Origin of the sequence: Dokdonella sp. (assembly GCF_039926425.1) — a bacterium.
Classification (GTDB): Bacteria; Pseudomonadota; Gammaproteobacteria; order Xanthomonadales; family Rhodanobacteraceae; genus Dokdonella_A.
On record NZ_JBDSWZ010000149.1, the window covers coordinates 1 to 20,085 of the forward strand.

The window sequence follows — 20,085 nt, forward strand, 5'->3', positions numbered from 1 at the left end:
CTCGCGCAATGGATGCGGTCTCTGCGCGCCATGTTCTGGGTGCCCAGGCGAACCTGTGGACCGAGCACATGCGAACCACGGCAATGGTCGAGCATGCGGCGTTTCCTCGCGTTGCCGCATTGGCCGAGGTGCTGTGGTCGCCGGCGCAAACGCACGACTGGACGGGTTTCGTTGCACGTCTCTCGGCACAGCTGGATCGTTACACGCAACGCGATGTCGCGGCTGCGTCCAGCGCTTTCGAGGTGCGTTTCGCCGACGCCGTCGACGGCTCGGCCGGACAGGTCGCAACGACGCTGTCGAACCAGGTCGATGTGCCGATCCACTACACGATCGATGGCGGTGATCCGGATGCGCGGTCGCCACGTTTTCTCGCGGCTTTGCAGGTTCCGGTCGGATCGGTCGTGCGCGCCGCGGCGTTCGTGAATGATCGTCGGGTCAGCGCAGTCTCCACGCACTCACTCGATGCCGCGGATCTGCTGCGCCGATCGAGCGATGCGCTCAAACCCTGCCGTGGAACGCTGCGTCTGCGGCTGGAAGACGATGCGCCGATGGACGGCGAGCGTGCGTTCTTCGACGTCGACCTGTTCGATCCATGCTGGATCTACGAGCAGGCACCACTCGACGGCATCGCGGCCATTTCGGTCACGGTCGGCCAGGTCCCGTACAACTTCCAGCTCGGCAAGGACGCCGCGAACATCTGGCCTCGCCCGATCAGTCGGTCACCTGAAGGCGAATTGCAGGTCAAACTCGACGGTTGCAACGGATCCGTGTTCTCGCGACTGCCGCTCGCGCCGGCGATCCGCAGCAGCGGAACGACGATCCTCGATGCGTTGATCCCCGCGCAGTCAGGACGTCACGATCTGTGTTTCGTGTTCGCAGGAACCGGACTTGATCCACTCTGGGCGATCGACACGATTCGACTGGTGCCGAAGCGCCCGTAAGCGCTTCAGTGGCCGCGAGCTACGTTTTGTCTGTCCACGCAAAGGGGGAGTCCTGCGCCGGCTGGGAACTTCCGTCCATGACGTCATTCCCGCGAAAGCGGGAAGCGCTCTTCGTGCGCGCTCGGGCGACCTTGGTGCGTGTCGCACTCGTTGGCCGTGGATGTTCGCGTGGATCGAGGAGCGATTCCCGCTTTCGCGTGAATGACGTATGGAGAGGGTCGAGGTGTTGATGGCCGCGCAAATCACGACGTTCGCGACGACCCTCGCGTTGCCTGACCGTGGTGTTGCAGTTGCGAAGCGAGGCGCGCGCGGCCCACCATGACCGCATGCGACCTGATGAAGACCCCGGCGTTCCCCGTCGACTCGCGCGCGGCGAGGCTTTTGTCTATGTGTTGCCGCGCCGTGACGACACGCAGTTCAAGATCGGCTTCAGCCGCGACCCGGTCGAGCGCTGGCAGACCTTGCATCGGCGCTTTTTCGAATTCTTCGACCTGGACCGCGGCATTCTCGTCGCCACCGATCGCGTCAGTGATGCACGTCGCATCGAGCGATCCCTGCTGTCCGAGTTTTCGGCGTACACATCATTGGCTCCCCTGCGCGTGCCGGCTTCCGCCGGTGGATCGAACGAATGGTTTCGCGGCGTTCTCGACGACGCCGTGGCATCCGCAGCAGTTCATGCCGAGAGATCCGGGCTCGTCGTCCATCGGCCAGCGAGCGCGTGGCTGCGGACGGTGCTGATCGACCGGACGGACCTGCTGTTCGCGTGGACGAGGCGCATGCTCGACCTGATCGAATTCGAGCGGCACAACCCCGCTGGCGAGAAATCCGACGGAGCCACCCGCTACGAGCGCAGCCTGGGCGATGCGCTCGATGCGATGGTCGCGCTGAACATCGACTTCACCCCGCACGTACCGACCGACGTCGTCGCATGGCAGGTTGCGAGACGCGCGGCTGCCACCGGCGACTGGACGCTCTAGCCCGCATTTCCGACGGAGCGGAACCGGATCGACTACTCCAACGCGCGCAACTTGCGCACATCGTCCGCCGTCAACGCAGACGCCTGCACGCCGAATCGGCCGGTCACATAGTTGGCGACCGCAGCGACTTCGTCGTCGTTGTAGGACGCGCCGAAACCCGGCATGGCCAGCGTTCCGACCGCGCTCATCGCTCCCGACCCGTGCAGCACCACTTGTGCGACGTTGGTTGCACGCGGGTCGTTCACAGCGCGCGTTCCAGTCAACGTCGCTCGCGTCGACAGTGGGCTCACGCCGGTCCATCCGTGGCAGCTCGCGCATGCTCCGGCAAAGACCTGTTGGCCACGCACGTCGACCGTGGCCACGGTGCTCTCCTTCGGATCCGCGGACGCGACGATGGTTCGCGGTGCAGGCAAGTCGTTCGACTCGCGTGCGGGAACGCTGCGAACGTAGGTGACGATCGCGGCAATGTCGGTTGGCGTCATGTTCGAGAAGCTGATGTCGACCGCCTCCGCCATCGGTCCCGAGGCCGTTCCACGTCCGGCGGCGTGGCCTTGCGCGAGATAACTTCCGATATCCGCCTCGCTCCAGGCGCCGACGCCGGATGCCTGATCGCCCGTGATGTTGTACGCACGCCAGCCACCGGTCAGTGCACCGGCAAACTTGTCGGAGTTGTCGAGCGCCTGCATCAGATTGCGCGGCGTATGACATTCACCGCAGTGCGCGAGCCCTTCGGCGAGATAGGCGCCGCGATTCCACGCAGCAGTCTGTTCGGCCCGTGGCTCGAAGCGCCTGCCCGGATTGAACAGGCCCGACCACACCGTCATCAGGCTCCGCTGGTTGAACGGAAACACCAGGTCGTTCGCACGCGCTGTGCTCACAACCGGCGTCAGCGAAAACAGGTAGGCCTTGATCGCCAGCACGTCGTCGTCGGTGACATACGTATATGCGGCGTAAGGAAATGCGGGATAGAGCTTCTTGCCGCCGCGCCCGATGCCGTCGTGCATCGCCTTGAGGAATTCCGCATCGGTCCATTGCCCGATGCCGGTATTGGCGTCAGGCGTGATGTTTGGCGAATACATCGTGCCGAACGGAAACTTGAATGCGCGGCCGCCCGCGAACGGTGTTCCGCCTTCGGTGGTATGGCAGGCCTGGCAGTCGGCCGCCTGCGTCAGGTAGCGTCCGCGGGCGATGGCATCGGTGGACGAAAAATCCGCCGGCACACCGGTTGGATGGCCCTCATAGGCACCGAGTGCGACCGGTTTGCCCGACGCGAACGCCATCGGTCCGGGACGCGTTGCATAAAACGCGAGGACCGCGATACCGGCGACGGCCACGATCGCAATCAAGATGCCGATGAACCTGAAAACACGCGAGCCGCTCATGCCTTCGCCCCTGCCGCGAGAGCGTCTCGGTCGATCGGCAATCGTCGCAGGCGAATGCCGGTTGCCGCATAGATCGCGTTGCCAACGGCCGGCGGAGCAGCGGTCACGCCGGTTTCGCCGATTCCGCCCGGCATTTCACCGCTCGCGATCAGGTGCACTTCGATCTTTGGCGTCTGGTCGATGCGCAGCATGCGGTAGTCGTTGAAGTTGCTTTGCTGCACGCGGCCCTTGTCGATCGTGATCTCGCCGTACAACGCCGCGGTCAGTCCGAAGATCAGGCCGCCCTGGATCTGCGCGATCACGCTGTCCGGATTGACCACGATGCCAGTGTCGACCGCACACACGATGCGATGGACGCGCACGTCGCCATTCGTGGCCACCTCCACTTCGGCGACGGTTGCGAGGTAGCTGCCGAAGACAAACTGCGCCGCAATGCCGCGACCGGTTCGTGCGGGCAGCGGATCGGACCAGCCGGACTTGGCGATCACGTGATCCAGCGCCGCGAGCATGCGTGGATTCTTGGCCAACATGCCGCGACGGAAGCTGAGCGGATCCTTGCCGACCTTCATCGCGAGTTCGTCGATGAAACTCTCGATCGCGAAGATGTTGTTGTTTGGGCCGACGCCGCGCCAGAAGCCGGTCGGGACCGCTTTCGGCTCGTCGCGCGTGTACTCGATCTGCAGGTTCGGGATGTCGTACGGAATCTCGTTCGCGCCATCGATGGCGTCGATGTCGACGCCTTTCTGGAATGCAGGCGGCAACCAGCGGGCGATGATCGCGGCGCCGGTGATGCGGTGTTTCCATCCGACGATGCGTCCGTCGGCGACGCTCGCCGACAGCAGATTGCGGTAGACCGGTCGATAGACGGCGTGCTGGATGTCTTCTTCGCGCGACCACACGACCTTGACCGGCGAATCGACCTGCTGGGCGATGCGCACGGCTGTTTCCACCATGTCGACTTCAAGGCGTCGCCCGAAACCGCCACCAATCAGGAAATTGTGCACGGTGATTTTCTCGACCGGCAGCCCGGTGACCTTGGCTGCAATGTCCTGCGCACGCGCCAGCACCTGGGTGCCGACCCAGACTTCGCAGGCGTCGGCCGTGACGTGGACCGTGCAGTTCATCGGTTCCATCGTCGCGTGCGCGAGGAACGGCAACTCGTATGCCGCATCGAGACGGTCGCCGCCGCCGATTGCCTTGGCCTTGTCGCCCTCGGCTTTCGACACTGCGCCTTCGTTCTCGCTGCTTGCGCGAAGCTGTGCCCAGATGGCGGCGGAATCGACATTCGCATTCGGACCTTCGTCCCACACGATGTCCAACGCTTCCAATCCTTGTTTCGCCGCCCACATGTGATCGCCGACGACGGCGACCAGGTTGTCCAGAACGATCACCTGGCGCACGCCCGCCATCGCTTTCGCACGGGTGTCGTCCACCTTGCCGACCTTGCCGCCGAACACCGGGCATTGGGCGAGTGTCGCGAACTTCACACCGGGCGGCATCGCGTCGATGCCGTACTGCGCCTTGCCATTGACCTTGTCCGGCGTGTCGAGGCGTTTGAGGGATTTGCCGATGAACCTGAAATCAGCGTCGGCCTTGAGCGGTGGATCTTTCAGCGGCGCGATCGTAGCGGCAGCGCTGGCCAGTTCGCCGTATGAAAACCGTCGCGACGTTGCCGCATGCAGCACTTCGCTGTTTGTGGTCGAGCAGGTCGAAGGATCGACCTTCCAGCGTTGCGCGGCGGCGCCGACCAGCATCGCACGGGCGGTCGCTCCGGCCTTGCGGAGCGGCATCCAGAACGCGCGGACGGAGGTCGATCCGCCTGTCGCCTGGATTCCGAACGCAGGGTTGGCATACAGCTTCTCGTTCGACGGCGCATGATCGACCGCGACGCGATTCCAGTCCACGTCGAGTTCCTCGGCGAGGATCATCGCGATGCCGGTGTAGATGCCCTGGCCCATTTCGACCTGCGGCATGATCAGCGTCACCGCGCCATGGTCGTCGATGCGGATGAACGCGTTCGGCGCGAACGCGGCGTCCGCCGTCTTGTCGTCGGCACCGGCCAACGGAATGCGGAAGCCAAGTAACAGCACGGTGGCGCCTGCAGCGATTCCGGATTGCAGGAACGCACGACGCGACGTCGACGGCAGCAGCGCGGAATCGGGAACGGATTTGGACATGGTCGATTCTCCGGTCAACATCGGATCAGGACTTCGCGGCCTGCTTGATCGCATCGCGGATGCGCACGTAGGTTCCGCAGCGGCAGATGTTGCCGGCCATTGCCGCGTCGATGTCGGCGTCATCCGGATTCGGCTTTGCGGTGAGCAACGCGACCGCGGACATGATCTGACCGGACTGGCAATAGCCACACTGGACGACTTCGAGCGCGAGCCACGCGTTCTGCACCTTTTCGCCGACCGGCGTCGCGCCGATGGCCTCGACCGTGGTGATCGCGCGGGTTCCGATCGACCCGACCGGCAGCAGGCACGACCGCACCGGCGCGCCGTCGACATGCACGGTGCATGCGCCGCATTGCGCGATGCCGCATCCGAACTTCGTGCCGGTGAGCCCGATGAGGTCGCGCAACACCCACAGCAGCGGCATGTCGGCAGGGGCGTCGATCTCGCGCGACTGCCCATTGATGTTGAAGGTGATCATGCGGACCTCTGGCTGGTCGCGCGCCCGTGATCAGACAGGCGCGCGGTTGGCTGGACGCTGGACGGAGGATCAGGTCGATGCGGCTTGGATCCCGAACGCCCGTCGCGGCGTGTCTGCCGCAGTTTGCGCCAATCAACGCGCTTCGTCGCGCGGTCCTCTGCCCCCAGGCCTGAGCAACTGCGCAACAGCCGCAACCACGAAGGGCTCGAAGAATGTGACGCGCGATCGGACCGCCTCTCGATCCGTCGTCGTGTCCTGCGTGTTTCACGCTGTTGCTTGCAAGGCTGGACCCTCGAACTGGAATGCAGTCGCCAGCATTTGGCACTTGTCGGCCCACAATCGCGTATGGAAGGGAGAGACCCCGCGTGCGCGGGGGGAAGCAGGCGTGCCTGCAATGGGTCAGGGGAGAGGAAAATGAGCAGTAAGACAGTGGAATGTCAGGCGTTTGTGCGCGCGATGCGCGAGATGGTCGTCGCAATGATCGTGGCATCGGGTGTGCTTGTATCTTCAGAAGCGTCGTCTGCACTCGCCAATCCGATCCTGTTCGTCACCCAAGTGCCGGTTCCAGCCGACTTTGCGTCAATCGGTTCGGTATTTGCGAACCATCTCGGCAACGTCGAGACAGCGGCGCGCGGTGGCGATCTGTGGATCCGTTACGCCAACGGAACGTTGCGCAACCTGACCCAGGAAGCGGGTTACGGCAACGCGGGTCAGCAGGGTGCAAACGCGATCGCCGTGCGCGACCCTGCCGTCAGTTTCGATGGCACACGCGCGGTCTTCAGCATGGTGATCGGCGCGCCGACCGCGCAGTACCAGCAGGGCGTCTGGTACTGGCAGATGTACGAAGTCAGCGGCTTCGGCCCTGGTCAGACGGTGGTGATCACGCGTGTCGCGAACCAGCCCTCCGACAGCAACAACGTCGAGCCGGTCTACGCATCCGACGGCAGCCTGATCTTCGCCAGCGACCGTCCGCGCAACGGCCAGCGACACCTGTACCCGCAGCTCGACGAGTACGAATCCGCACCGACGACAACCGGTTTGTGGAAGCTGTCCGCCGGCGGAGCGCTGACGATCCTGCAGCATTCGCCATCGGGATCCTTCGGGCCGCTGGTCGACAGCTACGGTCGACTGCTCGTCACGCGCTGGGACCATCTTCAGACCGACCAGCAGGCCGCAGCGGATGCCGATGCGGAAGGGGCGGGGCAAGCGTCAATCTACGGCACGTTCGACTACGTGAGCGAAGCAGCGAATGCGACGCGCGTGCCACGCGGTCCCGAGGTCTACCCCGAGCCGCTGTTCGCGACCGCCGGCTCCAACCTCAGCGGACATCGCTTCAATTTCTTCTTTCCGTGGCAGCTCAACCAGGACGGAACCACCGAAGAGACGCTCAACCATGTCGGACGCCACGAACTGCAGGCGTACTTCGAGCGCAGCATCACGAACGATCCGGCACTCGATGATTTCATCGATGAGGTCTCCGGCCGCCCCAATGTGAATCCGGTCGAGAACCTGCTGCAACTGGCAGAAGACCCGACCCACCCGGGACGCTACTACGCGATCGACGCGCCGGAGTTCTATACCCATGCGTCCGGCCAGCTGGTGTCGATCGACGCGGCGCCGACGTCGAACCCGGCTGAGCTGTTGATCGACTACCACGCGCCGCGCAGCGCCGCAGCAACGTTCGATGCGTCGCCGGCCGGATTCGCCGGGCGCTACCGAAATCCGCTGCCGCTGGCGGACGGCCAGATGGTGGCCGCGTACACCGACCAGTGGGCCGCCGCCTACAACGCCGGCACGCGGCCGAACCCGGTGTCCAATTACACATTCCGGTTGCAACGGGTGACCTTCGCGGGCGGGCAGGCCACGCCTGCCGAAGCCCTGACGGCAGGGATCAGCAAGTCGGTCGCGTATTGGGATCCCGACGTGCTCGTCAGTTACAACGGCCCGATGTGGGAGCTGTCGCCGGTCGAAGTGCGCAGCCATGCCGTTCCGCCAAACACCGCTGTCGCGGCCTTGTCGGCGCCCGAGATTGCCGCGTTTGCCGCGGCGGGCGTCGACCCGGACGCGTTCCGCGCATTCCTCAAGGCACGTGGGCTTGGTGTGCTGGTGAGTCGCAACGTCACCTCGCGCGACGCCGCCGACCGCCAGCAGCCGTACAACCTGCGTGTGCCGGGCGGTACACAGACCGTCGGCAGCGGCGGTCAGCTCTACGACATTGCGTGGATGCAGTTCTTCGAGGGCGACCAGGTGCGCGGAATGGGTGGAACCAGCACGCCCGACGACGGCCGGCGCGTGCTCGCGCGTCCGCTGCACGATGCCGATGCGTTCACCTTCATGCCGCCGACAAGCGGCGCGCCTCCCGGCAGTGTCGCGATCGCCGCGGATGGATCGACGGCGGTGATCGTGCCGGCGCGCCGTGCAATGACCTGGCAGACCACGAGTCCAACGGGCGAGGGTGTCGTGCGCGAACGCTACTGGCTCAATGTGCAACCGGGGGAAGTGCGCGCCTGCGACGGCTGCCACGGCGTCAATCACACCAACCAGGCGGCGATGCCTCCGGCACAGAACACGCCCGCTGCGCTGGTGAGCTTGCTCGAATGGTGGCGCGACCACAGCGACGACGTGTTCGGCAACGGTTTCGACTGAGAACGTCGCAACGACATCTTTTTCCATTTGGGGAAAAAGGGGCTGCAGGTCGGGGGCGGGAAGACCATCGCACGCAACACGGCAAGCCAAGGCGTTCGCGCGGGTCTCCATGCTCGCGTCGATCGCATCGTCGACGACCGGACCGCCTGCAGTCCTTCTGACGCTAAACTCGTGCGGCCTCGAATCGACGCTCCGGCACATGCCGTCGTCGTTCGAGGCCACCCCTTTGCAGTCCGAGGCTTGCATGGCGAACGAGATGTTGGTCGAGATCGGCGATCGCCCCGCGTCGTCCGCAGCGCTGAATCCGCGGCACGATCAGACGTTTCCCCAGCTGACCTCCACGGAGATCGGTCGGCTGCGGCGCTTCGGACAACAGAAGTCCTACAAGAGCGGCGAGACGTTGTTCAACACCGGCGACCACGGCCCCGGCATGTTCATCGTGCTGTCCGGACACGTGACGATCACGCAGCGCGACGGGCTTGGCCATATCTCGCCGGTCGCCGACCAGGGACCCGGCCACTTCGTCGCCGAAGTCGGAACACTGGCAAATGGTCCGGCGCTGGTCGACGCCCACGCGGATGGCGACGTCGAGGCGATCCATATCACTGGCGAAAAATTGCGCGCGCTTCTGATTGCCGAGGCCGAGCTCGGCGAACGCGTCATGCGCGCGCTGATCCTTCGGCGCGTCGGGCTGATCCAGGGCGGCACCGGCGGTCCTGTGCTGATCGGCGCAGCGAATTCCGCCGGGATCCTGCATCTGCAGAATTTCCTGATCCGCAACGGCCTGCCGCATCATCTTCTCGATCCTGACCAGCCCGAATCGCGCTGCCTGATTGCGCGGCATGCGGGGTCACCTGACGAGCTTCCGCTCGTCGTGTGTCCCGATGGCAGCGTCCTGAAGAATCCCACCAGCGCAGATGTCGCCCGGCAGATCGGTTTGATCGGCAATCCGCGCCAGCAGTCGGTGTATGACGTCGCCATCGTCGGTGCAGGCCCAGCGGGCCTTGCGACAGCGGTGTATGCGGCATCCGAAGGTCTTTCCGCGATCGTCGTCGATGCCCGATCGTATGGCGGCCAGGCGGGGGCGAGTGCGCGCATCGAGAACTATTTCGGATTCCCGACCGGCATTTCCGGCCAGGCGCTCGCCGGCCGCGCGTTCGTGCAGGCGGAGAAGTTCGGCGCCGAGATGCTGATTCCCGCCGAGGTGAAGTCGCTCGATTGCACGCGGGCGGAAGGCGCCTTCACGCTCGAACTCGATGTGGGCGAGAAGATCAGCGCACGCGCGGTCGTTGTCGCCAGCGGCGCCCGCTACCGGCGACCGAACATCCCCGACCTGTCGGTTTTCGAAGGTCGCGGCGTTTGGTACTGGGCCTCGCCGATCGAGGCCAAGCTGTGCGCCGGTCAGGACGTCGTCCTTGTCGGTGGCGGCAACTCGGCGGGTCAGGCGGCCGTGTTTCTTTCCGGTCATGCGAAATCGGTGCGCATGATGGTGCGCAGTGACGGTCTCGCTGCGAGCATGTCGCGCTACCTGATCGATCGCATTGGCGCGACATCGAACATCGAGTTGATGACGCGAACGGAGATCGTGGCACTTGAAGGAACCGCCGACGGCGGACTCGAACGCGTTCGCTGGCGCGACCACGCGCGCGCCGCCGACGAGGCAGGCGACATCCGCAACGTGTTCCTGTTCGTCGGCGCAGATCCGGCAACGGGCTGGCTCGACGGTTGCGGAGTGAGCCTCGACAAAGGCGGATTTGTCGTCACGGGCGCCACCATCAATGGCCGTTCCGCGTCGGTGTCGCCGCTCGAGTCGAGCGTGCCGGGCGTGTTCGCCGTCGGTGACGTACGCTCCGGTTCGGTCAAGCGGGTGGGCGGCGCGATCGGCGAAGGCGCCCAGGTTGTGCAGGCGCTGCACGCGTATCTCGCCGAGGTCGCGACCCTTTCTTCCTGATCCGAACGGAGAACAAACGATGTCCGACGACTGCACTCATCTCGACACGATCCGCGATGTCACGCCAAGCGCACTCGGCTGCGAGGAATGCCTGAAAATCGGTTCGATCTGGCTGCACCTGCGGTTGTGCCGCACGTGCGGCCATGTCGGCTGCTGCGACGATTCGCCGAACCGTCACGCGACGAAGCATTACCACGCGACGAAACATCCGGTCATCGAGGGTTACGATCCACCCGAAGGCTGGGGCTGGTGCTACGTCGACGAAGTGATGCTTGATCTGTCCGATCGTGCCACGCCGCAGCGCGGGCCGATTCCGAGGTATTACTGACGCACGTGTTCCGGCCGCGCAAACACGTCGGGCCTACGCCAGGCCCGCAGGCCGGGCGCGCTTGCGTGGCCGGCGCTCAGCGCTAACCGATCCCCGAGGCTTCGCCGGCTTCTCACGCACCGGCGCGAACTCCGACCGCAGGAAGTCGCCGCCGTGCTCAAGCACGAAATCGCGCATCGCTTTCGCAACTGGCGAGTGACGCTTTTCTGTCTGGTGCGCGATGTGCCAGGTCCGCATGATCGGCGTATCGGCAACATCGAGAATGGCGATCGCGCGGTGCTTGAGCTCCAGTCCGAGCGTGTGTTGCGACAGCAGCGCGAGACCCATGGCGGCCATCACCGCCTGCTTGATCGTCTCGTTGCTGCCCATCTCGATCTTTCGTCTGGGCGTGAACAGGCACTTCCGGAAATAGTCGTCGTTGAGGATGCGCGTGCCTGATTCCGGCTCGCGCAGCAGCATCGTTTCGTCACGCATGTCGAACAGATCGATGTTCGTGGCGCCGGCGAGCCGGTGGTCGGTCGGCGCGATGAATACATAAGGGTGCTGGGCGAACGCTTCGGCAACCATCTGCATTTCGCGTGGCGGCCGACCCATCACCGCGAGATCGATCTCGTTGCGATGCAGGTAGCCGAGCAGGGTGCCGCGATTCCCCGTCATCAGGCGCAGCTCCACATCCGGGTACTGCGCGGTGAAGCGGGCCAGCAGTTTCGGCACGAAGTATTTCGCGGTGCTGACCATTCCCACGGTGACGGTGCCGCCGCGCAATCCCTTCAGCTGGCTGAGCGTTTCCTCCGCGTCGTGCAGTTCGCCCAGTACGCGTGCTGCATGGTCGTGGAAATGCCGACCCGCTTCGGTCAGCGCAACGCGCTTGCCGACGCGATCGATCAGCGGCATTCCAACGGCGTCTTCCAGCTGCTTGACCTGCATCGACACCGCCGGCTGGGTCAGATGCAGTTCCTCGCTCGCGCGCACGAAGCTTTGAAGGCGCGTCACTGCACAGAAGATCTGCAGCTGGCGAAAGGTGATTCGGCGAATCATAAGTAATGCCTTATGCATCGGTCAGAAATATTGACTGTCAGTGATGATAGGCCCGTCCTACTGTCAGTGCACGCCGCAGTCGCCGGCACCCGTCCGACCAGGGAACCCGCCATGAATGCACTGGACAAATCCGCTCCTTCCGATGCGCCCGTCGACCGCTACAAGGCTGGCGTATTGCCGTACAAGCAGATGGGTTACTGGCAGCCGGACTACGAGCCGCTCGACACGGACGTGATCGCGCTGTTCCGCATCACGCCGCAGGCAGGCGTCGACTCCGAGGAAGCGGCCGCGGCGATCGCGGGCGAATCCTCCACAGCAACGTGGACGGTGGTGTGGACCGACCGCCTGACCGCGTGCGAGCTCTACCGCGCCAAGGCATACCGCGTCGATCCTGTGCCGAACACCGGACCCGGGACGCAGACCGAGCAGCAGTATTTTGCGTACATCGCGTACGACCTCGACCTGTTCGAAGGCGGCTCGATCGCCAACCTCACTGCATCGATCATCGGCAACGTGTTCGGCTTCAAGGCGGTCAAGGCGCTGCGCCTCGAAGACATGCGCATCCCGGTGGCCTACCTGAAAACGTTCCAGGGGCCGGCCACCGGCATCGTCGTGGAGCGCGAACGTCTCGACAAATTCGGACGCCCTCTCCTCGGCGCGACGACGAAGCCCAAACTCGGCCTGTCCGCGCGCAATTACGGCCGCGTCGTCTACGAAGCCCTCAAGGGCGGTCTCGATTTCGTCAAGGACGACGAGAACATCAACAGCCAGCCCTTCATGCACTGGCGCGACCGTTTCCTCTATTGCATGGAGGCCGTGAACAAGGCGTCCGCCGCCACCGGCGAGGTCAAGGGGCATTACCTGAACGTCACCGCGGGCACGATGGAGGACATGTACGAGCGTGCGGAATTCGCCAAGGAGCTCGGTTCCGTCATCATCATGATCGACCTGGTGATCGGCTATACCGCGATCCAGTCGATGGCGAAGTGGGCGCGCAAGAACGACATGATCCTGCATCTGCATCGCGCCGGTAACTCGACCTACTCGCGCCAGAAAAATCACGGCATGAATTTCCGCGTCATCTGCAAGTGGATGCGCATGGCTGGCGTCGACCACATCCACGCAGGCACGGTCGTCGGCAAGCTCGAGGGCGATCCGCTGATGATCAAGGGCTTCTACGACACGCTGCGCGAAACGCGCAACGAGAAGAGCCTCGAACATGGACTCTTCTTCGACCAGGACTGGGCGTCGCTCAACAAGGTGATGCCGGTCGCGTCGGGTGGAATCCACGCCGGGCAGATGCACCAGCTCATCCACTACCTCGGCGAAGACGTGATCCTGCAGTTCGGCGGAGGCACGATCGGCCATCCGATGGGCATCCAGGCTGGCGCGACCGCCAATCGTGTTGCGCTCGAAGCGATGATCCTTGCGCGCAATGAAGGCAAGGATTACTTCCGCGAGGGCCCGGAAATCCTCGAGAAAGCCGCGAAAACCTGCAAGCCGTTGCAGGCGGCGCTCGACACGTGGAAGGACATCAGTTTCAACTACGAGTCGACCGACACACCCGACTTCGTGCCGACCACGACCGCCAGCGCCTGACCCGAGGAGAACGTCGCCATGATGACCAACACCGGCAACCGCATCACGCAGGGGCAGTTTTCGTTCCTGCCCGATCTCACCGACGTGCAGATCACCGCGCAGATCAACTACGCGCTCGGCCATGGCTGGGCGGTGAGCGTCGAATACACCGACGATCCGCATCCGCGCAACACCTACTGGGACATGTACGGGAATCCGATGTTCGACCTGAAGGATCCCGCCGCGATCCTGAAGGAGATCAACGAGTGTCGGACAACGTTTCCCAACCACTACATCCGCGTGATGGCGTTCGATTCCACGCGCGGCGTGGAAAGCCCGGCAATGAGTTATATCGTCAACCGCCCAAAGCACGAGCCAGGCTTCGCCTTGGTGCGGCAGGAAGTCGATGGTCGCCAGATCCGCTATACGGTCACCAGCTACGCCGCCGACAAGCCGGAAGGTGAGCGTTACGACAGCGACACGCCCTGATCGTCGAGGGACGCGAAGACCATGACCACTGAACCCGGCACTGCCGCAGCGCCCACCGAGCCGACGGACCTCGCGACGCTGTATCGCGAGAGCGGGATCGACGAGGTCTTCGACAAGCTCAACGCCGACCTCGTTGGTCTGGTGCCGGTGAAGTCGCGCATCCGAGAGATCGCCGCGCTGCTGCTTGTCGACAATGCCCGGCGCTCCGCGGGATTGGGCAAAGGCGCCGGTGCTCCGAGCCTGCACATGAGTTTCACCGGCAATCCCGGAACCGGAAAGACGACGGTTGCGTTGCGGATGGCGGAAATCCTGCATCGGCTTGGCTACATCCGGCGCAATCAGTTGATCGCGGTGACACGTGACGATCTGGTCGGCCAGTACATCGGGCACACCGCGCCGAAAACGAAAGAGGTACTCAAGCGTGCGCTGGGCGGCGTATTGTTCATTGACGAGGCGTATTACTTGTACCGCCCGGAAAACGAGCGCGACTACGGCCAGGAAGTGATCGAGATCCTGTTGCAGGTGATGGAGAACCAGCGCGACGACCTCGTCGTGATCCTCGCCGGCTACAAGCCGCGCATGGAAACGTTCTTCCACAGCAATCCGGGCATTGCGTCGCGCATCGCGCATCATCTCGATTTCCCCGACTACGGCGTCGACGAACTGCTGCAGATCACGCAGCTGATCGCCGAACGCATCGACTACCGGTTCGATGAAACGGCGCTCGCAACGTTGCGCGAGTACATCGGGCTGCGCATCGCCCAGCCGCATTTTGCCAACGCACGCTCGATGCGCAATGCAATCGATCGGGCGCGCCTGCGACAGGCCGGTCGCTTGTTCGCCAATTCGGCAACGGACGCAGCGCCGGATCGCAACAGCCTCATGACGATAAAGGAAGAAGACATTCGTGCCAGCCGCGTGTTCCAGGGCGGGCGCGACCATTCAGACGTCAAGGGTTCGTGAACCGGGAGAGGTCTCATGCTGCACGGTCGTACCACCCTGTCAAAATTCCTGATCGAGCAACTGAAGGACTCGGCAGATCGTCAGGCACTTGCGGCGTTGCTCGTCGACGTCGCTGCGGCGATCAAGGCGATCAGTGCAGTTGCCGCCAAAGGCGCACTCGCCGGCCAGCAGGGAACGCTCGACACCGTCAATGTGCAAGGTGAGGCGCAGAAACCGCTCGACGTCCTGACCAACGAAATCATCCTGCGCCACTGCGACTGGGGTGGACTCGTTGCCGGCATGGCGTCCGAGGAGATGGACGAGCCATTCGAGATTCCGTCCGAATACGCGCGCGGAAAACTGTTGTTGCTGTTCGATCCGCTCGATGGATCGGCCAACGTCGATCTCAACAGCGCGATCGGCACGATCTTCTCGGTGCTGGAGCATCCTCACGAAACAGCGCCTGCACTGCCCGACTTTCTGCAGCCGGGAAAAAAGCAGCTTGCCGCGGGTTACGCAATCTACGGTCCGTCAACGATTCTTGTGCTCAGCGTCGGACAGGGCACGCACGGCTTCACGCTCGATCGCGAAATCGGCAATTTCATCCTGACGCACCCCGACATGCGCGTGCCGGTGGAAACCAGCGAGTTCGCGATCAATGCGTCGAACGAGCGCTTCTGGGAACCGCCGATGCAGCGCTATGTGGAGGAATGCAAAGCTGGCAAGACCGGACCCCGCGGCCGCGACTTCAACATGCGCTGGATCGCCGCGATGGTCGGCGAAGTGCATCGCATCCTGATCCGTGGCGGCGTGTTCATGTATCCGCGCGACAATAAGGATCCTTCGAAGGCCGGTCGACTGCGCCTGATGTACGAAGCGAATCCGATGGCCATGTTGATCGAGCAGGCCGGCGGTGCCGCCTCGACCGGCCGCGCACGGATGCTCGACCAGCAGCCGGAAGAACTGCATCAGCGCATCGGCGTGGTCCTGGGCTCGCGCGCGGAAGTCGAACGGATCGAGTCGTACCATCAGAACTTTGACGCCGGCACCGACAAGCCCTTCATTTCACCGCTGTTCAACGAGCGTTCGTTGTTCCGCCCCGAAGCACGTGCCTGACGCACCAGGGAGACAACGGCCATGTCCATCCAGCATCCCGTGATTGCGGTGACCGGTTCCTCGGGAGCCGGCACCACCACGGTCATGACCAGCTTCGTCAACATCTTCCGACGCGAAGGTGTCAACGCGCAGATGGTCGAGGGCGACTCCTTCCATCTGTACGACCGCCTCGAAATGCGCGCGGCGATGAAGAAGGCCGAAGGCGAGGGCAATCGGCACTTCAGTCATTTCGGACCCGAAGCGAACCTGTTCCGTGAGCTTGAGGCGCTGTTCCGCGACTATGGACAGACCGGCAAGGGCAGGTTTCGCAAGTATCTGCACGACGAAGGGGAAGCGGCCCCGTACCAGCAGCAGCCGGGCACGTTCACGCCGTGGGAAGAGGTTCCTCCGAATTCCGATCTGCTTTTCTATGAGGGGCTGCATGGCGCTGCGGTCGATGGCGACATCGATGTCGGCAAGCATGCAGACCTGCTGGTTGGCGTCGTGCCGACGCTCAACCTCGAGTGGATCCAGAAGCTCCATCGCGACAAGAGCATGCGCGGTTACACCCAGGAGGCCGTCACCGAAACGATCCTGCGGCGCATGCCCGACTACGTGAGCCATATCTGTCCGCAGTTCTCGCGCACGCATGTGAATTTCCAGCGCGTACCGATCGTCGACACCTCCAACCCCTTCATCGCGCGCTACATCCCGACCGCGGACGAAAGCTTCATCGTGATTCGCTTCGCCAGCCCGCGCGGAATCGATTTCCCGTACCTGCTGAGCATGCTGCACGATTCCTTCATGAGCCGCGCAAATACGATCGTCGCACCCGGCGGCAAGATGGGTCTCGCAATGGAACTGATCTTCACGCCGCTGATCCTGCAGTTGATGGATCGCAAGCGCCGGTCGGGTTCGGCATGACTCGGGCCTCTTTGTTCGAGCCGATCCAGGCGCGTGCCGATTCGGACGAGCGGGTGCAGCGCGACATGACCAACGCCATCCGTTTCCTCGCTGCCGACGCGGTGCAGGCGGCAAACTCGGGTCATCCTGGCGCACCTCTCGGAATGGCCGAAATCGCATGGGTGTTGTGGACGCGGCATCTTCGCCACAACCCGGCGCATCCGTCGTGGATCAATCGCGACCGTTTCGTGTTGTCGAACGGTCATGGCTCGATGCTGTTGTATGCATTGCTCCACCTCACCGGGTACGACCTGCCGCTCGATGAATTGAAGCGCTTCCGCCAACTGCACAGCAAGACACCCGGCCACCCCGAGCTCGGCATGACGCCGGGTGTGGAGACGACCACCGGCCCGCTCGGCCAAGGGCTTTCGAACGGCGTCGGCATGGCTCTCGCCGAAGCATTGCTGGCGCGCGAGTTCAATCGCGACGGTCACGCACCGATCGATCACCACACCTACGTGTTCCTCGGCGATGGTTGCCTGATGGAAGGCATCAGCCACGAGGTCGCGTCGCTCGCCGGAACGCTGGGCCTCGGCAAACTGATCTGCTTCTACGACGACAATGGCATCTCGATCGATGGCGACGTGAAGCACTGGTTCACCGACGACACGCCGAAGCGGTTCGAAGCGTACGGCTGGCACGTGGTGCCTGCGATTGATGGTCACGACACCCAGGCGATCGAGCGCGCACTGGTCGAGGCGCGCGCACGGGGAGATGCGCCAAGCCTGCTGTGCTGCCGCACCGTGATCGGAAAGGGCAGCCCGGGCAAGGCCGGCAGCCACGACGTGCACGGCGCACCGCTCGGGAACGACGACCTCGCTGCAATGCGCGCGTCGCTCGGGTGGTCGCATGCGCCATTCGAGATTCCGGCAGACACAAGTGCGCGATGGAACGCGCGCAAGGCCGGCCAGCGGCTGGAGTCCGAATGGCAGCTGCGTTTCGACGCGTATGCACGCGCGTTTCCGGAGCTCGCGGCCGAGTTGAAGCGACGCATCGCGCGCGACCTGCCTGTCGACTTCATCGACCGGACGCACGCGTTGATCGCACAGACGCAAGCTGCCGCGCAGACGATCGCGACACGCAAGGCATCGCAGAATGCGCTTGACGCACTGGCGCCGCTGCTGCCGGAACTGCTCGGCGGCTCGGCGGATCTCACCGGTTCCAACCTGACCAACTTCAAGGGAGCCATTCCGGTTCGTCGCGACGGCAACGGCCCGGCCTACGGCAATCACATCAACTACGGCGTGCGCGAGTTCGGCATGAGCGCGGTGATGAACGGCATTGCGCTGCACGGCGGGTATCTTCCGTACGGCGGCACGTTCCTCACGTTTTCCGACTACAGCCGCAATGCGATCCGCATGGCCGCACTGATGCGGCTGCGCGTGATCCACGTGCTGACGCACGATTCGATCGGTCTCGGCGAAGATGGCCCGACACACCAGCCGGTCGAACACGTCACGAGCCTTCGTCTGATTCCGGACCTGCGCGTATGGCGACCCTGCGACGCGACCGAGACCGCTGCTGCATGGATTGCCGCGATCGCGCGTCGCGACGGACCGACCGCATTGATCCTGTCGCGACAGAACCTGACACCCCAACCCCGCGAAGACATCCAGGTTGCCGACATTGCGCGCGGTGGCTACATCCTCGCCGACGATGACCAGCCGCACGCGGTGGCCATCGCGACGGGCTCGGAAGTGGATCTGGCGATGAAGGCGCGCGCCGAACTCGGCCACGAAGGCATCCGACTGCGCGTCGTGTCGATGCCGTGCATGGAACTGTTCGCAAGCCAGGGATTGGAGTGGCGCGAACGGGTTCTGCCGACCGGCGTGCCGCGCATCGCGATCGAAGCGGGCAGCACGATGCCATGGCACCGCTTCGTCGGCGAGAGCGGCATCGTGATCGGCCTCGACCGCTTCGGCGAGTCGGCTCCTGCGCCGGCGCTGTTCGAACTGTTCGGCATCACGGCGGCGAACCTCGTTTCGAACGTGCGTTCGCTGCTGTCGAAGGCGACCGCATGAGCACGCGACGTTTTCGAGCGGTGCTGTTCGACATGGATGGGACTCTTGTGCATACCGCGCCGGACATCACTGCGGCGTTGAACGCCTCGTTGCAGTCGAATGGCTTGGAGGCAACCGACGAGCAGACGATCGAGAATCGCATCGGCAAGGGCGCGCGGTCTCTGGTTGCGCGGGTGATGGCGCTCCAGGGCGTCGTCGACGACGAGGCGCTCGTCGATCGCGTGTTGAATGACTACTTCAGTGGATACCTGTCCCACGTTGGCCGGTCCGGTTCGGTCTACGCCGGCGGTGTCGGGTGCCTGCGCGCGCTGCGCGCCAACGGCATCCGCACGGCGGTCGTCACCAATGCCTTGCAGCGTTCCGCCGAAGCGACGCTTGGTCACTACGGTCTTGCGGAGCATCTGGACCTGATCGTCGGCGGCGATCCCGCGACGCAGCCCAAGCCGCATCCGGAGCGACTGCTGATCGCGATGCGCACCTTGGGTGCGTTCCCGGCGGACACGCTGATGGTCGGTGACTCGTCGAACGACGTTCTCGCGGCGCGGGCGTCCGGCTGTTCGATCGTCGTGCTTCCGCATGGCTACAACGAAGGCCGCCCGGTGTCGGAGCTCGGCTGCGACATCATCGGCGCACTCGACGAGGTGGCCGCGTACGTCGGCGCAGCCACGACGGTCGAGTGCGGTTGAGTGCTGCCGGCTCTCGCGACGCCCCGATCCTTCATTCCATCAACGCAAGGAACCCTTCGCCATGGCCTTCATCAGCTTGCGCCAACTGCTCGACCACGCTGCAGAGAACGGCTATGGCGTGCCTGCGTTCAACGTCAACAACCTCGAGCAGATCCAGGCGATCATGCAGGCAGCGCAGGAAACCGACAGTCCGGTGATCCTCCAAGCGTCAGCGGGCGCACGCAAATACGCAGGTGAGCCTTATCTGCGTCACCTGATGCTGGCCGCGGTTGAATCGCATCCCGACATTCCGCTGGTGCTGCACCAGGATCACGGTGCATCGCCCGACGTCTGCCAGCAGTCGATCCGCTCGGGCTTCACGTCGGTGATGATGGACGGCTCCTTGCTGGCGGA

The 20,085-nt window shown here is 64.0% G+C and carries 17 protein-coding genes; 13 read left to right on the plus strand and 4 right to left on the minus strand.

Annotated elements, in window-relative coordinates:
• Nucleotides 1–941 (plus strand): family 20 glycosylhydrolase (locus ABIV12_RS08920; RefSeq protein ID WP_348058397.1); only part of this gene is annotated, 941 nt, incomplete at its 5' end.
• 326 nt (nt 942–1,267) lie between these two features.
• Complete coding sequence (locus ABIV12_RS08925; protein WP_348058402.1) at nt 1,268–1,918, plus strand: GIY-YIG nuclease family protein; 651 nt, start codon at nt 1,268–1,270, stop codon at nt 1,916–1,918.
• Nucleotides 1,919–1,950: 32 nt separating this feature from the next.
• Here the strand turns inward: ABIV12_RS08925 and ABIV12_RS08930 are convergent, their stop codons facing one another.
• From ABIV12_RS08930 to ABIV12_RS08940, 3 genes are read right to left on the minus strand one after another with little or no spacing between them, the layout of a single operon-like run.
• Nucleotides 1,951–3,300: a cytochrome c gene (locus ABIV12_RS08930; protein ID WP_348058404.1), complete on the minus strand. Its 1,350-nt coding sequence runs from the start codon at nt 3,298–3,300 to the stop codon at nt 1,951–1,953.
• Nucleotides 3,297–5,477 (minus strand): xanthine dehydrogenase family protein molybdopterin-binding subunit, encoded by a 2,181-nt coding sequence (locus tag ABIV12_RS08935; protein ID WP_348058406.1) that lies wholly within the window; start codon nt 5,475–5,477, stop codon nt 3,297–3,299. The genes ABIV12_RS08930 and ABIV12_RS08935 overlap by 4 nt, the downstream gene beginning before the upstream one ends.
• Nucleotides 5,478–5,502: 25 nt before the next feature.
• The gene (locus ABIV12_RS08940) at nt 5,503–5,955 is read right to left on the minus strand and encodes a (2Fe-2S)-binding protein (protein ID WP_348058407.1); all 453 of its coding nucleotides are present in this window, start codon (nt 5,953–5,955) and stop codon (nt 5,503–5,505) included.
• A 414-nt stretch (nt 5,956–6,369) separates the two neighbouring features.
• On the opposite strand from ABIV12_RS08940, the gene ABIV12_RS08945 reads away from it, so the two are divergent.
• From ABIV12_RS08945 to ABIV12_RS08955, 3 genes are all read left to right on the plus strand, one after another.
• A complete protein-coding gene (locus ABIV12_RS08945; RefSeq protein ID WP_348058409.1) occupies nt 6,370–8,601 on the plus strand; it encodes a hypothetical protein in 2,232 nt (743 codons plus the stop codon).
• A gap of 244 nt (nt 8,602–8,845) precedes the next feature.
• Complete coding sequence (locus ABIV12_RS08950; protein ID WP_348058411.1) at nt 8,846–10,552, plus strand: FAD-dependent oxidoreductase; 1,707 nt, start codon at nt 8,846–8,848, stop codon at nt 10,550–10,552.
• 19 nt (nt 10,553–10,571) lie between these two features.
• Nucleotides 10,572–10,880 carry a UBP-type zinc finger domain-containing protein gene (locus tag ABIV12_RS08955; protein ID WP_348058413.1) on the plus strand — a complete coding sequence of 103 codons (309 nt, stop codon included), beginning with the start codon at nt 10,572–10,574 and terminating at the stop codon, nt 10,878–10,880.
• A gap of 33 nt (nt 10,881–10,913) precedes the next feature.
• Here the strand turns inward: ABIV12_RS08955 and ABIV12_RS08960 are convergent, their stop codons facing one another.
• The gene (locus tag ABIV12_RS08960; protein WP_348058415.1) at nt 10,914–11,918 is read right to left on the minus strand and encodes a LysR substrate-binding domain-containing protein; all 1,005 of its coding nucleotides are present in this window, start codon (nt 11,916–11,918) and stop codon (nt 10,914–10,916) included.
• 111 nt (nt 11,919–12,029) lie between these two features.
• On the opposite strand from ABIV12_RS08960, the gene ABIV12_RS08965 reads away from it, so the two are divergent.
• The 8 genes from ABIV12_RS08965 to ABIV12_RS09000 all read left to right on the plus strand — a co-directional run.
• The gene (locus ABIV12_RS08965; protein ID WP_348058417.1) at nt 12,030–13,517 is read left to right on the plus strand and encodes a ribulose-bisphosphate carboxylase large subunit; all 1,488 of its coding nucleotides are present in this window, start codon (nt 12,030–12,032) and stop codon (nt 13,515–13,517) included.
• Between the two features lie 18 nt (nt 13,518–13,535).
• The gene (locus ABIV12_RS08970) at nt 13,536–13,985 is read left to right on the plus strand and encodes a ribulose bisphosphate carboxylase small subunit (RefSeq protein ID WP_348058419.1); all 450 of its coding nucleotides are present in this window, start codon (nt 13,536–13,538) and stop codon (nt 13,983–13,985) included.
• Between the two features lie 21 nt (nt 13,986–14,006).
• Entirely contained in the window at nt 14,007–14,948 is a 942-nt protein-coding gene (gene cbbX, locus ABIV12_RS08975; protein WP_348058421.1) for a CbbX protein, read from the plus strand.
• A gap of 15 nt (nt 14,949–14,963) precedes the next feature.
• The gene (locus ABIV12_RS08980; protein ID WP_348058423.1) at nt 14,964–16,043 is read left to right on the plus strand and encodes a class 1 fructose-bisphosphatase; all 1,080 of its coding nucleotides are present in this window, start codon (nt 14,964–14,966) and stop codon (nt 16,041–16,043) included.
• Nucleotides 16,044–16,064: 21 nt separating this feature from the next.
• Entirely contained in the window at nt 16,065–16,946 is an 882-nt protein-coding gene (locus ABIV12_RS08985; protein ID WP_348058425.1) for a phosphoribulokinase, read from the plus strand.
• Entirely contained in the window at nt 16,943–19,006 is a 2,064-nt protein-coding gene (gene tkt / locus ABIV12_RS08990) for a transketolase (protein WP_348058427.1), read from the plus strand. Before ABIV12_RS08985 ends, tkt begins: the two co-directional genes overlap by 4 nt.
• The gene (locus ABIV12_RS08995; protein ID WP_348058429.1) at nt 19,003–19,692 is read left to right on the plus strand and encodes an HAD-IA family hydrolase; all 690 of its coding nucleotides are present in this window, start codon (nt 19,003–19,005) and stop codon (nt 19,690–19,692) included. Before tkt ends, ABIV12_RS08995 begins: the two co-directional genes overlap by 4 nt.
• A 61-nt stretch (nt 19,693–19,753) precedes the next feature.
• A partial coding sequence (locus ABIV12_RS09000) for a class II fructose-bisphosphate aldolase (protein ID WP_348058431.1) occupies nt 19,754–20,085 on the plus strand: 332 nt, incomplete at its 3' end.